The 14,782-nt window shown below is 43.7% G+C and carries 13 protein-coding genes; 2 read left to right on the forward strand and 11 right to left on the reverse strand.

Annotated features, from left to right (window positions below):
- Nucleotides 1-63: 63 nt before the first annotated feature.
- The 6 genes from apaH to lptD all read right to left on the reverse strand — a co-directional run bounded on the left by apaH (nucleotide 64) and on the right by lptD (nucleotide 6,844).
- Nucleotides 64-867: a bis(5'-nucleosyl)-tetraphosphatase (symmetrical) ApaH gene (apaH, locus tag AC3CH4_RS01745; RefSeq protein WP_488543208.1), complete on the reverse strand. Its 804-nt coding sequence runs from the start codon at nucleotides 865-867 to the stop codon at nucleotides 64-66.
- A 29-nt stretch (nucleotides 868-896) separates the two neighbouring features.
- Nucleotides 897-1,277, reverse strand: coding sequence for a Co2+/Mg2+ efflux protein ApaG (apaG, locus tag AC3CH4_RS01750; RefSeq protein ID WP_004735899.1), 381 nt, complete (start codon nucleotides 1,275-1,277; stop codon nucleotides 897-899).
- An 82-nt stretch (nucleotides 1,278-1,359) separates the two neighbouring features.
- Nucleotides 1,360-2,175, reverse strand: a complete 816-nt coding sequence (rsmA, locus tag AC3CH4_RS01755; RefSeq protein ID WP_004735898.1) for a 16S rRNA (adenine(1518)-N(6)/adenine(1519)-N(6))-dimethyltransferase RsmA — start codon at nucleotides 2,173-2,175, stop codon at nucleotides 1,360-1,362.
- Complete coding sequence (gene pdxA, locus AC3CH4_RS01760) at nucleotides 2,172-3,161, reverse strand: 4-hydroxythreonine-4-phosphate dehydrogenase PdxA (protein WP_488543209.1); 990 nt, start codon at nucleotides 3,159-3,161, stop codon at nucleotides 2,172-2,174. The genes rsmA and pdxA overlap by 4 nt, the downstream gene beginning before the upstream one ends.
- Nucleotides 3,151-4,446, reverse strand: coding sequence for a peptidylprolyl isomerase SurA (gene surA / locus AC3CH4_RS01765; protein WP_237291173.1), 1,296 nt, complete (start codon nucleotides 4,444-4,446; stop codon nucleotides 3,151-3,153). The genes pdxA and surA overlap by 11 nt, the downstream gene beginning before the upstream one ends.
- 43 nt (nucleotides 4,447-4,489) lie before the next feature.
- The gene (gene lptD, locus AC3CH4_RS01770) at nucleotides 4,490-6,844 is read right to left on the reverse strand and encodes an LPS assembly protein LptD (protein ID WP_171329006.1); all 2,355 of its coding nucleotides are present in this window, start codon (nucleotides 6,842-6,844) and stop codon (nucleotides 4,490-4,492) included.
- Between the two features lie 149 nt (nucleotides 6,845-6,993).
- Here lptD and djlA point away from each other — a divergent pair, with 149 nt between their 5' ends.
- Nucleotides 6,994-7,848, forward strand: coding sequence for a co-chaperone DjlA (gene djlA, locus AC3CH4_RS01775; protein WP_488543210.1), 855 nt, complete (start codon nucleotides 6,994-6,996; stop codon nucleotides 7,846-7,848).
- 59 nt (nucleotides 7,849-7,907) lie between these two features.
- Complete coding sequence (locus tag AC3CH4_RS01780) at nucleotides 7,908-8,453, forward strand: DUF924 family protein (RefSeq protein ID WP_488543211.1); 546 nt, start codon at nucleotides 7,908-7,910, stop codon at nucleotides 8,451-8,453.
- Between the two features lie 100 nt (nucleotides 8,454-8,553).
- Here AC3CH4_RS01780 and AC3CH4_RS01785 read toward each other — a convergent pair whose 3' ends face one another.
- The 5 genes from AC3CH4_RS01785 to leuA all read right to left on the reverse strand — a co-directional run bounded on the left by AC3CH4_RS01785 (nucleotide 8,554) and on the right by leuA (nucleotide 14,414).
- Nucleotides 8,554-9,336, reverse strand: a complete 783-nt coding sequence (locus AC3CH4_RS01785; RefSeq protein ID WP_488543212.1) for a DUF547 domain-containing protein — start codon at nucleotides 9,334-9,336, stop codon at nucleotides 8,554-8,556.
- Between the two features lie 194 nt (nucleotides 9,337-9,530).
- Nucleotides 9,531-10,133, reverse strand: coding sequence for a 3-isopropylmalate dehydratase small subunit (gene leuD, locus AC3CH4_RS01790; RefSeq protein ID WP_488543213.1), 603 nt, complete (start codon nucleotides 10,131-10,133; stop codon nucleotides 9,531-9,533).
- A 14-nt stretch (nucleotides 10,134-10,147) separates the two neighbouring features.
- Nucleotides 10,148-11,560 (reverse strand): 3-isopropylmalate dehydratase large subunit, encoded by a 1,413-nt coding sequence (gene leuC, locus AC3CH4_RS01795; RefSeq protein ID WP_488543214.1) that lies wholly within the window; start codon nucleotides 11,558-11,560, stop codon nucleotides 10,148-10,150.
- A 117-nt stretch (nucleotides 11,561-11,677) separates the two neighbouring features.
- Entirely contained in the window at nucleotides 11,678-12,769 is a 1,092-nt protein-coding gene (gene leuB, locus AC3CH4_RS01800) for a 3-isopropylmalate dehydrogenase (RefSeq protein WP_102298541.1), read from the reverse strand.
- Between the two features lie 97 nt (nucleotides 12,770-12,866).
- On the reverse strand, nucleotides 12,867-14,414 hold the full coding sequence (gene leuA, locus AC3CH4_RS01805; RefSeq protein WP_065207191.1) for a 2-isopropylmalate synthase: 1,548 nt from the start codon (nucleotides 14,412-14,414) through the stop codon (nucleotides 12,867-12,869).
- Between the last annotated feature and the right edge of the window lie 368 nt (nucleotides 14,415-14,782).

Here is a 14,782-nt window from a genome sequence, read left to right on the forward strand (position 1 = left end):
CGTATCTCGTATCTCGTATCTCGTATCTCGTATCTCGTATCTCGTATCTCGTATCTCGTGTTTCTATAGCGCTTTTTGAGTGAAAAACTGTTTGTCTTCCCAGCGAAGTATCGTCAAGTCTCCCCCCCACACACACCCAGTATCAAGTCCAATCACATCTTTTCCTGAGTAACCTTCTAGCGCAGCCCAGTGTCCAAAAATAACTGTTTTATCCAGCTTTATACGTTGTGGTAGGTCAAACCAAGGCACTAACGGCTCAGTGGCAATTTCGCTTGGCGGAAGTTTACAGGCCATATCGAGTCGGCCATCAGTAAAACAGAAGCGCATTCTAGTCAGGCTGTTTATCGCATAGCGATAGCGCTCAATCCCTTCTAAATTTTGACACCATGAGTCAGGCGTGTTGCTGTACATGTTTTCGATAAGCCATTGCCACTGCTCTGATTTTAATAAATCAGCTATTTCCAGACTTTCAATACGCGCTCGCTCTAGATCCCATTGAGGTGAGATGCCAGCATGAGACATTACGAACTCTGGATGTTCTTGAATCAAAGGCTGTTGTCTTAACCATTCGAGCAGCTGTTCTCGGTCTTCTGCATCAAGAATGGGTTGAGTCTTGTCTTTTGCTTTAGCTGGAAATAGCCCTAAGGAAACCGCAAGTAGATGCAAGTCATGGTTGCCTAATACAACCTTAGCAGCGTTACCTAGGCTACGAATAAAGCGTAGCGTCTCCAATGATTTAGGACCACGGGCGACTAAATCACCAGCAACCCATAAGGTATCTTGCTGCTTATCAAAATTGACGGTTTTAAGCAGTAATTGAAGTTCGTCGAAGCACCCTTGGATGTCTCCGACAATATAATTCGACACAATAATTTCCTGTAGATACGGATGTACGACTAATTAAGAATATTAGGGATTGCGAGTCTGAATGGATCAACTTCAGTTATGAAGTCGATGCCTTTGTTATCAGTCATCACATAATGACCTTGCATAACACCCACAGGAGTTTCGATGACGGTACCACTGGTGTAAGTGTATTCGTCGTTGGCTTCAATCACGGGTTGTTGCCCAACCACGCCATCACCTTCTATGGTGAGTTGTTTGCCGTTGGAGTCGGTAATCAGCCAGCGGCGAGACATTAGTTGAACCGTTGTTTTACTGAGATTTTTGATGGTAATAATGTAGGCGAAGACGTAGCGGTTCTTCGTTGGTTCAGATTGTTCCTCTATGTATTTAGAGTGAACCTGACATTTGATACAAGGCGTAGATATATCCATATTCGCACCTTTTGTTGTTGGTATACTTTAAAGTATTACATAAAAAACAGGCTCCTCACCGAAGTGTAGGAGCCTTTTAGAATTATTTGTCAGCGCTGTGAGTGTCGTACAACCAGTTTGCCATGTCGACAAACTGCTCGAGCGTTAAATTTTCAGGACGCATGCCTGGGTTAACACCCAACTCTTCAAGTACTTCCTTGTCGATTAGGCTCTTGTAGCAGTTACGAACCGTTTTACGACGCTGGTTAAAGCCTTCACGACATACACGATCTAGCCATTTCAGATCTTTTGCCGGGTAAGGTAGCACTTCGTATGGCTGTAGGCGTACTACTGCAGAATCTACTTTCGGTGGCGGAACGAAGGCCGTTGGTGGCACTTCTAGCACAGGCGTCACTTTACAGTAGTATTGAGCCATTACCGTAAGACGACCATAAGCTTTAGTACCTGGGCCGGCCGCTAATCGGTTAACCACTTCTTTTTGAAGCATGAAGTGCATGTCTTGCACGTCTTTATGGAACTCAAAAAGGTGGAACATCAATGGTGTCGAGATGTTGTATGGCAAGTTACCGAAAATACGTAGCTTGTTGTTTGGCTTAACAAGTTGTTCGAAATCGAATTTCATTGCATCGCCTTCATAGATCGTTAGCTTATCAGCCAGATCGGGATGGTTGCGAAGACGTTCAGCCAGGTCTCTATCCAATTCGATAACTGTAAATTTATCGACAAGCTTACCCACTGGCTCAGTAATTGCGCCTAGACCAGGACCGATCTCTACCAAGTTTTGACCTGGTAGTGGGTTAATGCTAGATACGATGCCATCAATAATGTATGGATCGTTAAGGAAGTTTTGACCAAAACGTTTACGCGCTTTGTGCCCTAAGTGGACATCATTTCTCATTGCTTTTTCTCTACTAATTCAATGGCGTGCGTGAGCGCTGTTCTAAAGCTCCCTGTATCGGCTTGGCCTTTCCCTGCCAAGTCTAAGGCGGTACCGTGGTCGACTGATGTTCGAATAAACGGTAAGCCAAGCGTGATGTTCACTGAACGACCAAACCCTTTGTATTTCAATACTGGGAGTACTTGGTCGTGATACATACCTAAAACAGCATCTGCATCTTGCAAATATTTTTCATTAAAGATGGTATCTGCTGGCAATGGGCCAACTAAATTGATGCCATCTTTTTGGCGAATTTTTTCTAGCGTCGGGGTGATGGTTTCTATCTCTTCACGTCCCAAGCAACCATCTTCACCTGCATGTGGATTCAAGCCACACACGTAGATAGTTGGTTTCTCAATAGCAAATTTTTCAACCAAATCTTTATTCAGAATTGCAATAATTTGCTCTAATCTGTCTTCGGTCACTGCTTGAGATACATAAGCTAGTGGGATGTGCGTTGTTACTAGCGCAACACGCAGCCCTTCTGTTGCCAACATCATCACCACGAGCGGTGTATTGGACTTCTCTGCAAAGAACTCGGTATGGCCACTAAAAGCAACGCCAGCTCGGTTAATTACACCCTTGTGAACAGGGCCGGTGACAATAGCATCAAATTCATCATTCATACAGCCAATTGCTGCGGTTTCTAATGTATTTAATACGTAGTGGCCGTTCGCTTCATTAAGTTGACCCGCAACGGCGACTTCAGCGAGTGGAACATGTTTCACAACCAATGTTCCAGAGCGTTGAGGTTGCTTGGACGCGGTTGAATCGTAATCCAACAGCTCCACCTCGATCCCTAACATTTGAGCTCGCTCTGCTAGTAGGGTTTTGTCCGCACACACCACGAGCTGATGTGGCCAGCTTTCTTGGGATAAGGCGAGAGTTAAATCTGGCCCAATTCCTGCGGGTTCACCTGCCGTAATAACAAGGCGTTTAGTTGTCATCTTGGTCATCCTCAACCATTTCAACAAAAGCACTCGCTCTTACTTCTTGTAGCCAAGCGCCAGCTTCTTCGTTGAACTTACGGTTAAATAGAATTTGGTATGCTTTATTTTTCAAAGCAGAGTCTGTACGGTCTACTTCTCTGCGATCAAGCACTTCAACAATATGCCAACCATGCACGGTTTTGAATGGTGCACTGATTTTACCTTCAGGTAGTGTTTCTACTTGGTGCTTGAATTCAGGTACATACAAATCCGGTGTTTGGTAGCCTAGTTCACCATCTTGCACTGCAGAGCCTGGATCTTGGCTGTATTGCTGCGCAAGTTCACCAAAGCTCGCTTCACCCGCGTTAACACGACGCGTGATTTCCTTTAATTGCTCCTTGGCACCGTCGTCACTTAAGATGACGGTCGGCTTAATTAGGATATGACGAGCATTAACTTCCGTTACCGCTACCGTTTCCAAGCCTTTCACATCTTCAATTTTCAAAATATGGAAACCAACGCCGCTTCGGAAAGGACCGATGATGCTGCCTTTATTCTGCATTTTGATTTGGTCTGCAAAAATGGTAGGCATCTCTTCTTTACGCATCCAACCCCAGTCACCACCTTGTAGCGCTTTAGGGCCTTTTGAATAAGTATAAGCCATGGTGCTGAAATCTTTGCCTGAGTTAAGCTCCTCAACCACTTCTTTAGCTTGAGCTTCTAGCTCTTCTTTGGTTTGGTCATCATTAAAGCGAAGTTGGATGTGTCCGATTTTGTATTGAACGGTCGCGTTAGTCTCTTGCGCCAAGATATCCGCAAGGTTATCGACTTCAGCTGGAAGAATGTTTATACGACGACGCACTAAGGCGTTACGCGCTTCACTTGCCGCAATCTCTTTTCTTACTTGTTCGCGAAATGCATTGTAACTAAGGCCTTCTTCAGCAACCGATGCTGTTAATTGTTCTACAGTCTGGTTGTTGTCTTTCGCGATGCCTTCGATTGCTTGATCAAGTCGAGCATCATCAATACGAACGCCAATACGCTCTGCTTCTTGTGTTTGAATGGTATCGATGATTAGCTTTTCAAGCACTTGCTCATTGAGCACGTCTTGCGATGGTAGTGTTTGGCCGCTTTTCTTAGCATTTGCGCGCAGCGTCTTCATTGAAGCATCGATGTCACTTTGTAAGATAACGCCTTCGTTAACGATAACTTTTACGCTGTCTAGTTCTACCGGCGCTGCGTAGCTTACTGATACAGTACAAGCCGCTGCGATGGCAATTAATGTGCGTTTCCACAATGTCATGTGTAATCCTTTAAATTTACTGATGTTTTATCAGTAAAGAAAATTAGTTGTTTAAGAAGAATGGGCGGCCGTATTCTAAAGAGTTTCCAGAGCTATCAAAGCCTGAAACGTTTGATCCCGATCCCGCCGATGTACCGAAGCCCACAATACCAAAATTGACACTAAAGTTGTTTTCGTAGACAGGGTCTGCATTAATGTCTGAATAGCCGCTACCAGTCCAGCTTCGGAGTTCGTTGCTATAGGTAACTCCCACGTACCAACAATCATCTTTATAGCGCAGGTTAGCTAACCACTCGATAGCAATGTTTTCGTTCATATCATGGTAGTACTGGGCGCTGGCGTACCATTTCGGAGTGAATTGATAACCTGTGACTAAACCTGCTTGTGAGATACCTTCCCGTGTAATCTCATCAATATTAGTAATTGTCTCGCCGACATTATCTTCAATGTACTCTTTAGTGACGTAGCGGTAGTTTGCTTGCACAAAACCGTTACTGTCTATTCGATATTCAATTGTACTATTAGCTAGTTGCATTTCCGCTGAGTCGATATCGTATTGAACGCCACCATGGTAAAAAAGGTAGTCATCGTAATTAAAGTCGACCTCAACTGCCCAAGATGAATAATTAGATTTTTCTGTTGAATCGTTGTTGCCAGTTGATTGCTTTGTTTCTTTATCGATATAAAAAATTTGACCGAAAGAAATATTAAGACGTTCTTTGTACTCGTCATCAAAGAAGCGAGAAGACGCACCATAGCTTAGCTGATTTGCAGCTGCTATAAAATCAACCCCACTGTATTTCCTACTTCTAAATAAGCCGTAATAATCTGTCTGTAAAAGAGTAGTATCGTAGCGAGCAATGTTATTTTGTTCTTCTTCGGGAACGTAAAGGTATTGAACTTGTGGTTCAAGAGTTTGTGTGTACCCGTTCATTAATGTAGTGTCGCGCTCAAGTACAATACCGGCATGACTTCTAAATTCGGGTATAACTCTGCTAACACTTTCTTCTAAATCAGCATACTCTGCTACAGATGTATCTACGCCACTCAGGTCTTGGTTATAGTATGTTCCAAGTAGACGAGCCTCGGTTGTCCATGTACCCCAAGTTGTACTTAATGGTACTTTTAACCCTGGTTCTATGTGCAATCGTGTTGCTGTTGGTTTTCCTTTTGCATCTGTATCAAATTGAGAGATATGACTAATCATATCCACCTCTACAGAGTCCCATATAATAGGAGCGTAATAGTTAAATGTTAGCTGCGGCATTAAACGATAGGCTTGGTTATCTCCATCGGTAAGTACTTGGAAGTCACGAACTGCGATGGATGCATCCCAGTTTAGAGATCGGTAAGTAACTTGTCCTGATTGTAAAAGCTGACCGTCTTCTCTATTACCGATATTTGAATCCACATCTGAAAAATAATTAACATCACTAACCTTTGAATAGTCGATGTCAAACTTCCATGCTTGTTGATAGATCCCTTCAAAGTTGAACTGCCCACCCCAACGACTGCCTTGTTCCGGGTATTTATCATCACTTTCTAGGAACTCAAACTTTAAGTTACTTTCACCAAAATTACTTAAATGACGGAACTCGTTATTCAGTTGCGTTCCACGTTCTGCCATATATTTAGTTGTGATAAGTAGATCGTAGTTTGGTGCTATATTCCAATAAAATGGTACTTCGGTTTCGAAACCATCACTAGAGCCGTATGAAATCGTTGGGTACAAAAAGCCAGTTTTACGTTTATCACCCACTGGAACGGTGAGATACGGTAGATAGAAAACAGGAACATCTAGAATTTCAAAACGCGGATTGTAGAATGTGGCTTCTTCTTCATCTTGATCGAGTTCAATACTAGAAGCTTTTAACCTCCATGATTTATCACCTAGTGGGCAGGATGTGATAGATCCGTCTTCCATGGTATAAACCGCTTTGCCAGTGCGAGATATATATTGGGCATCTCCTCGGCCTGGTTCACAAAGAAACTGATATTGAGTGTTCTCTAATTCGATTTGATCAGTATTTAGATTATTTGTCGCTTTATCGGAAATGGATTTTATTTGACCATCACTAAAGTTTACGTTGCCTTCAGCTACAACGATATTTTCTTGTTGGTGTAGGGTCACATTATCAGCAAGGATGATCTTGTTCCCTTGCGTAACTCTTACGTCACCCGAATAGATTGCCTTGTCACCATTGATAGCTTCTAAGCGATCTGACTCAACATGAGCGGGTAGCTGTGTCTCGTTTTCTGCAGCGGGCTCGATCAAGCATTGATCTATAGAGGGCATTTCCTGCACACTACTATCGGTGATTGTTTCAGCTTGAGTTGTCGACACGTATAATGCCGTACTTATAGACGCGGCTAACAAGGTGCGGGAAAAAGATTGCATGAAGTTGAACTATCCTGTGTCACTAGATGAAGGGTTGATCTAGTATCAATCCAATTAATAAAGCATTTTCCTTATGATAAAGGAAATATTAGCATTCAGCATCATCAGACAGCGTTACTCAGATAAAATTCATAGATAGAGAACACATAATGCAAATATTTGGCAAAATTTTGGGCGCGTTTTTTGGCTTTTTATTTGGAGGGCCGCTCGGTTTAGTTTTTGGTCTGTTTTTAGGGCATCAATTTGATAAGGCTCGACGTTTAAGCCAATCGGGCTTCAATAGCTCTGGTTTTGGCCGAGGTCCAAGCCAAGCTGAAAGACAAAACGAGTTTTTCAAATCTGCTTTTGCAGTTATGGGACACGTTGCTAAAGCTAAGGGGCAGGTTACACCAGAAGAGATTCAGCTCGCTTCTACAATGATGGAGCGTATGAACCTGCATGGTGAACAACGTAAAGCGGCTCAAGATGCTTTCCGCGATGGCAAAGAGAGTGACTTTCCATTAAGTGATGTACTTGAGCGTGTGAAAATCTCATCGGGTGGTCGTTTTGATCTTCTGCAGTTTTTTCTTGAGCTACAAGTATCTGCAGCATTTGCCGATGGAAGCTTGCACCCAAGTGAGCGTCAGGTTTTGCATAAGATAGCGCAAGGTCTTGGGTTTTCTGCGGAACAGCTAGAGCGCCGTTTACAGATGCAAGAAGCAGCATTTCGTTTTCAACAGCAAGGTGGAAGCTTTGGTGGGCATCAAGGTCACGGACACTCATCGGGGTGGCAACAAGCTTCACAGCAAAACCAGTTGGCAGATGCTTTTAAGGTGTTAGGAGTGAGTGAAAGTGCCGATGGTAAAGAGGTGAAGAAAGCCTACCGTAAGCTGATGAATGAACACCACCCTGATAAGTTGATGGCGAAGGGCTTACCACCAGAAATGATGAATGTCGCGAAAGAAAAGTCGCAAGAAATTCAAAATGCTTATGACTTGATAAAGAAGGTCAAAGGTTTTAAGTAATCGAACACTAACCCGAGTAATAACAAAATTACTCGGTTTTTTTTATTAAAGGGAATTATATGACGGTAACGTATCAGAATGTTCTAGAGTTTTGGTTCGATGAATTGACGCTTAAAGATTGGTTTACTGGCGGCGCCGAGATTGACGCTTTGATAGCGTCTCGTTTTTCTGAACTGCACAAAGCCGCCATTCAAGGTGAGTTATTTGAATGGCGTCAGACAGCAGAGGGTCGCTTGGCTGAGATTATCGTGCTTGACCAGTTTTCTCGGAATCTTGGTAGAAATAGTCCAGATGCGTTTACTGCAGATCCTATGGCGTTGGTTCTAGCTCAAGAAGCGGTAGCGGGTGGCTTTGATCACCAACTCAATCAACAACAGAAAAGCTTCCTGTATATGCCTTATATGCACAGTGAATCTTTGCTGATGCATGAACAAGCGGTGCTGCTTTTTTCTCAGACAGGGCTAGAGAATAACCTTGATTTTGAGTTTAAGCACAAGGTGATCATTGAGCGTTTTGGTCGTTACCCACACCGCAATGAAGTACTAGGTCGAACTTCAACTCCTGAGGAAATTGAGTTCTTACAGCAACCAGACTCAAGCTTTTAATTGTGGAGATACGGTCAAAGAATTGAGAAGAGGCTAGTGGTTAATAAAACCTCTAGCCTCTTTTTTTGTTTAGCTTTAGTGATTAACTCTCGCGTTAAAACTAGTTTGCTTGGTTAAGCGACCAATCATAGTCATAACTGATTTTTTCAGTGTTCGTCACCGGCTTTGTTCGATACTGGTCTAAGTGTTGAATGAGTTGTTTCTCTGTACCAAAATCCACAGCAAACCAATCGTAAATCGATGATAGTTGTAGTTTATTGTTTTCAATTAACACGCCCTTATCACTATTTACAAAATCACTAGCAGCTTGTTCTAACAAGGCTCCAGTGTTGTCAGAGGTAAAAGCTTCAGGCTGCAAATTAGGACAACCTAAACTCGCACAGTTCACTGCATAATGCGTGCGCGGATCTTGCCAAATCGGTCTTAAAATTCGATGCTCAATATCATTGAGTGTTAGTGACTTCCCGTTAACGATTACCACATCATCTCCCCATGGCCCAAAACTAAACAGTCCGCCGAGCTTGGTGATGGATTTTATTGGGTAAGCATCGAGAATTAGATCGACAGTCACGGCGTTATATAGATTAACCCAGTAGGCATATTGTTCCGCTTTTGAGTAGTCGAGTGGATTCAACTGCTCTAGCCTCTTGATGTATTGCTTGAGCTTTGTCTTATCTACAGTGCTCACAGCTTGATAGCGAACTAGGGTGTTTTGCCCTTGTTTAACTAAGTAGCTATCGATAAATTGCTGCCAGTCTTGATGAGATACCTGTTCTTGGTTGGTTTCATTGCTTTGGTTCCAGTATGGCCAAAGATCAGGTTTAGGCGCAGACCAAGCTAAGGTTGAGAAAAGTAGGCTGACAATAAAAAGTAGTTGTTTCATGGCATTCTCCTGATGACTGACTACTTAGACCTTATGCTTTACGATTTTCTTTCATAGCTCTTCAGTTAAATAGTGGAACTGCTCTAAATAAAGGGCAGAGCTTAATAAGCACATTAAGTTAAGCTAAAAGCTCAGCCAAATAAAAAAGGTTGGCACTAGGCCAACCTTTTATATGTACACAAAACTGTGTGATGCTATTTCAGGAAGCTAGGAATCTTAGCTTCAAACTCTGAAATCTTATCTGCGTGTTGAAGCGTTAGGCCTATGTTATCTAGACCATTCAGCAAACAGTGACGACGGAACTCATCAATTTCAAATGAGTACTCTTTTCCATTAGCATTGACTGCCATTGCTTCTAAATCAACGTCGATCTCAGCACCTTCATTCGCTTCAACGAATTGGAAAATCTCATCAACTTCTTGATCAGTAAGACGAACAGGAACCATCTGGTTATTGATCGAGTTACCGTAGAAAATGTCTGCAAAGCTTGGCGCGATCATCACTTGAATACCGTAATCTGCAAGCGCCCAAGGTGCATGTTCACGAGATGAACCACAACCAAAGTTTTCACGAGCCAGTAGAATTGAAGCGCCTTTATAGCGTGGTGCGTTCATTACAAACTCAGGGTTTGGCTGCTGGCCTGCATCATCTAGGAAGCGCCAATCGTGGAATAAGTGCTTACCAAAACCGATACGGTTCACTTTCTGTAGAAACTGCTTTGGAATGATCGCATCAGTATCGATGTTGGCCGTATCTAGAGGAACGACTAATCCGGTGTGTTGTTGAAAACCTGACATGTTAAATCCTCTAATTAAAGTTCACGAATATCGACAAAGTGACCAGCGATTGCTGCTGCTGCTGCCATTGCTGGGCTAACTAGGTGCGTACGACCATCACGGCCTTGGCGACCTTCAAAGTTACGGTTTGATGTAGAAGCACAGCGTTCTTGTGGACCTAGACGGTCATTGTTCATTGCAAGACACATAGAGCAGCCTGGTAGGCGCCATTCAAAACCTGCTTCAATGAAGATCTTATCTAGGCCTTCTGCTTCAGCTTGCGCTTTTACTTGCTCAGAGCCTGGAACGATCAATGCTTGAACATGTTTCGCTACTTGGCGGCCTTTTGCTACGGCAGCAGCTGCACGCATGTCTTCGATACGCGAGTTAGTACAAGAACCTACGAAGACTTTATCGACGTTGTAATCCGATAGCGACTTACCCGCTTCAAGACCCATATAAGCTAGCGCTTTTTCAGCCGATGCTTTTTCAACAGGGTCTGCGAAGCTTCCTGGTGCTGGGATTGGTGTGTCTACTGAGATCACCTGACCTGGGTTAGTACCCCAAGTGACTTGTGGTTTGATGTCAGCCGCTTCTAGCGTTACAACCGCATCGAACTCTGCATCAGCATCGGTTTTCAATGTGTTCCAGTATTCAATTGCTGCTTCTAAGTCTTCGCCTTGTGGAGAGAACTTACGACCTTTGATGTATTCGTATGTTGTTGCATCTGGAGCAATTAGACCCGCTTTAGCGCCAAGCTCGATCGCCATGTTACATACCGTCATACGACCTTCCATTGTAAGGTCAGTAATTGCCTCACCACAGAATTCAACCACATAGCCTGTACCGCCAGCGGCTGTTGTCTTACCGATGATCGCCAGTACGATATCTTTTGCGGTAATGCCTTCAGCGACTTTGCCTTTTACTTCGATCTTCATGGTTTTAGCACGCGCTTGTTTTAGCGTTTGAGTTGCTAGAACGTGCTCAACTTCTGAAGTACCGATACCGAATGCTAATGAACCAAATGCACCGTGTGTTGCCGTGTGTGAGTCACCACATACGATGGTCATGCCTGGCAGAGTAATACCTAGTTCAGGGCCCATTACGTGCACAATACCTTGGTATTTGTGGTTTAGGTCGTAAAGCGTGACACCAAACTCTTCACAGTTTTTCGATAGCGTTTCCATTTGGATACGAGCCATCTCACCAGAAGCGTTGATGTCTTTGGTTTGTGTCGATACGTTGTGATCCATGGTCGCAAAAGTTTTGCCTACTTGGCGAACTTTACGGCCTTTTTCACGCAGACCATCAAAGGCTTGTGGCGACGTTACTTCATGGACTAAGTGGCGATCGATATAAAGAATTGGCGTTTCGCCTTTTGCTGCAACCGCAACGTGAGCGTCATAAACTTTTTCGTATAAGGTTTTTGCTTGCTGGTTTGTCGACATAGCTTTTCTTCCTTGGGAGCATCAGTCCCAGTGTTTGTTTCTAGCCAAGTCATACTGTTTAAGCTGACTTGGCTTGATATTATTCTTATGTACTTACTTCTAATCTAAGCATCTAGCTTATGAAGCTAAGATGTACTCAGCGATCTTGTCACCCATTTCAGAGGTAGTCAGCGCTTGGTTTTTGCCTGCAAGGTCAGCGGTTAGCTCGCCTGCAGAAAGTGCTTTAGATACCGCTGTTTCGATATCTTGAGCTGCGGCTTCTTCGCCTAGGCTGTAACGAAGCATTAGCGCTGCAGAAAGAATTTGCGCTACTGGGTTCGCGATGTTCTTGCCTGCGATGTCTGGTGCGCTGCCACCTGCAGGTTCGTATAGGCCGAAGTTGCTTTCGTTCAAGCTTGCAGAAGGAAGCATGCCCATAGAGCCGGTGATCATTGCACACTCATCAGAGATGATGTCACCGAAGATGTTCGAACAAAGCATCACGTCAAACTGAGATGGGTCTTTGATTAGCTGCATGGTCGCGTTGTCGATGTACATGTGGCTCAATTTCACATCTGGGTAGTCTTTCGCTACTTCTTCAACCACTTCACGCCATAGAATAGAGCTTTGTAGAACGTTCGCTTTATCGATTGAGTAAACGTTTTTGTTACGTAGACGTGCAGATTCAAACGCAATCTTTGCAATACGTTCGATTTCGTAACGGTGGTAAACCTCAGTATCAAAGGCTTTTTCAGTTGCGCCTTCGCCTTCACGACCTTTAGGTTGGCCGAAGTAGATACCGCCTGTTAGTTCACGAACAACAACGATGTCGAAACCATTACCTGAAATATCAGCACGTAAAGGAGAGAAAGACTCTAAACCCTTGTGGATTTGCGCTGGACGTAGGTTACAGAACAGTTGGAAATGCTTACGCAGAGGAAGTAGGGCACCACGCTCTGGTTGATCGTTTGGTGGAAGGTGTTCCCATTTAGGACCACCAACTGAGCCAAAAAGTACCGCGTCAGATTCTTCACAGCCCGTGACTGTCGCTTCTGGAAGTGGACAGCCGTGATTATCAATTGCAATACCACCAACATCATACTCTTCGCGAGAAAAGCTAATCGCGTGCTTCTTTTCGATCGCGTCTAACACTTTATGTGCTTGTTGCATTACTTCTGGGCCAATGCCATCACCAGGTAGTACGGCAATTTTGTATGATTTATCTGTCATGTTAATCCTTTAATTCTTGTTACTGAGCGGTTTGGCTCGTTTTAAATTTTGTCCCTAAAGCCAACAACATCGGCTCTAGGGCTCTGTTATTGGGGGCTTAAACTGTCGCGAATTTTTGCTGCTTCATTTCAGCAATAGTGTCTGCGCGTTGAATGCTATTGATAACGTGTAGCAACGCTTGACCAGAAGCTTCAACGATATCCGTTGAAACGCCCGTACCGTGGTACTTACGGCCTTTATAGTTAGCAATGATGTCAGCTTGACCTAAGCCATCTTCGCCTTCACCTTTCGCAGTAAGGTCGAATTTATCCAACGCGATTTCGTAGCCTGTTAAGCGGTAAATACATTGGTATAAAGCATCAACAGGACCGTTGCCGACAGCCGCTTCGCATTTCTCTTCATCACCACATTGCAGCTTGATGCTGGTGGTAGACATAACACTACCAGATTGTACGCTTAGGTAGTTAAGTTTATAGAAGTCATCTTCATCACGTAGATTCGCGAAGTGCATTAATGCTTCTAGGTCGTAATCGAAGACTTGTCCTTTACGGTCAGCAAGCTTCAAGAAGTCTTCGTACAATGAATCTAGGTTGTACTCATTATCTTTATAACCCATTGCGTCCATGTGGCTCTTAACTGCCGCACGGCCACTACGGCTGGTTAGGTTCAAGGCTTTGTTTTTCAAACCAATCGACTCAGGTGTCATGATCTCGTAAGTGTTTTTGTTCTTAAGCATGCCGTCTTGGTGGATACCTGAAGAGTGGCTAAATGCATTTGCACCAACGATGGCTTTATTGTCTTGAATTGGCATGTGGCAAAGTTGGCTAACCAACTTACTGGTACGGTGAATCTCTTTATGATCCAAGCCGGTGTGAACCCCCAAAAGCTCTTGACGAGTTTTGATGATCATTGCGATTTCTTCTAAAGAACAGTTACCCGCACGTTCTCCAATACCATTGATTGTGCCTTCAATTTGGCGAGCGCCCGCTTGCACAGCAGCAATTGAGTTCGCAACCGACATACCTAAGTCATCGTGACAGTGAACAGAGATGATCGCTTGATCGATGTTGGGTACGCGATCGAATAGCGTTTTGATAATGCCACCAAACTCATTCGGTACTGTGTAGCCAACGGTGTCTGGAATGTTGATGGTTTTCGCGCCCGCGTTAATCGCGGCTTCAACCATGCGACATAGGTTATCGATAGGGGTACGACCTGCATCCTCACAAGAAAACTCCACATCGTCAGTGTAGTTACGCGCATGTTTGACGGCTTTCACTGCCATCTCGACAACATCGTCGTAGCTGCGGCGTAGCTTATCTTGTACGTGTACCGTCGATGTTGAAATGAAAGTGTGAATACGGAATTGGTCCGCTACTTTTAGTGCTTCTGCAGCGGCGTCGATATCTTTAGCAACTGCACGAGAAAGTGCACAAATACGGCTGCCTTTGATGTGTTTTGCAATCGTTTGAACCGATTCAAAATCACCTGGAGAAGAGATAGGGAAGCCAGCTTCGATAACATCGACACCCAGTCTCTCAAGAGCATAAGCGATCTGTAACTTCTCTTTTACCGTAAGGCTTGCTGCCAATGCTTGCTCGCCGTCACGTAAGGTAGTATCAAAAATTATTACTTGATCGTTCATGGGTGCTTCCTTATATCGATAATGAATCGATTGCTATCCAAATTATTATTAAGAATGATGTTCTTTTAAAAGTGCCAGTTACAAAAAAACCCGCTCAGTGCGGGTTTTAATATTTGTGTAGTTCTTGACCCACAACTTACCCGCGCGATTGGTTCACGATAAGGAGAAGTTTCAGCAGTAGAGAAGAAGAAAAAATCATTACACAAATATCCGTAAATAAACTGTTAACACCATATTTACCGTAATTTATTCTGAGCGTCAAACAAGAAAATCCAATATCAGCGTACATTGGCAGTGTTTTGGTTTGGTTTGTGCTGTTTTTTATCTCTTCGTTGGCTAAATCGACTGATTGGTGGTTTTGTATTGGC

The organism is Vibrio sp. QJM3NY_26 (assembly GCF_057786005.1).

What these genes read in the sequence shown, in the direction of transcription:
- apaG (WP_004735899.1), bottom strand. Translation starts at nt 1,277, where the DNA reads ATGGATATATCTACGCCTTGTATCAAATGTCAGGTTCACTCTAAATAC.
- rsmA (WP_004735898.1), bottom strand. Translation starts at nt 2,175, where the DNA reads ATGAGAAATGATGTCCACTTAGGGCACAAAGCGCGTAAACGTTTTGGT.
- pdxA (WP_488543209.1), bottom strand. Translation starts at nt 3,161, where the DNA reads ATGACAACTAAACGCCTTGTTATTACGGCAGGTGAACCCGCAGGAATT.
- surA (WP_237291173.1), bottom strand. Translation starts at nt 4,446, where the DNA reads ATGACATTGTGGAAACGCACATTAATTGCCATCGCAGCGGCTTGTACT.
- lptD (WP_171329006.1), bottom strand. Translation starts at nt 6,844, where the DNA reads ATGCAATCTTTTTCCCGCACCTTGTTAGCCGCGTCTATAAGTACGGCA.
- djlA (WP_488543210.1), top strand. Translation starts at nt 6,994, where the DNA reads ATGCAAATATTTGGCAAAATTTTGGGCGCGTTTTTTGGCTTTTTATTT.
- AC3CH4_RS01780 (WP_488543211.1), top strand. Translation starts at nt 7,908, where the DNA reads ATGACGGTAACGTATCAGAATGTTCTAGAGTTTTGGTTCGATGAATTG.
- AC3CH4_RS01785 (WP_488543212.1), bottom strand. Translation starts at nt 9,336, where the DNA reads ATGAAACAACTACTTTTTATTGTCAGCCTACTTTTCTCAACCTTAGCT.
- leuD (WP_488543213.1), bottom strand. Translation starts at nt 10,133, where the DNA reads ATGTCAGGTTTTCAACAACACACCGGATTAGTCGTTCCTCTAGATACG.
- leuC (WP_488543214.1), bottom strand. Translation starts at nt 11,560, where the DNA reads ATGTCGACAAACCAGCAAGCAAAAACCTTATACGAAAAAGTTTATGAC.
- leuB (WP_102298541.1), bottom strand. Translation starts at nt 12,769, where the DNA reads ATGACAGATAAATCATACAAAATTGCCGTACTACCTGGTGATGGCATT.
- leuA (WP_065207191.1), bottom strand. Translation starts at nt 14,414, where the DNA reads ATGAACGATCAAGTAATAATTTTTGATACTACCTTACGTGACGGCGAG.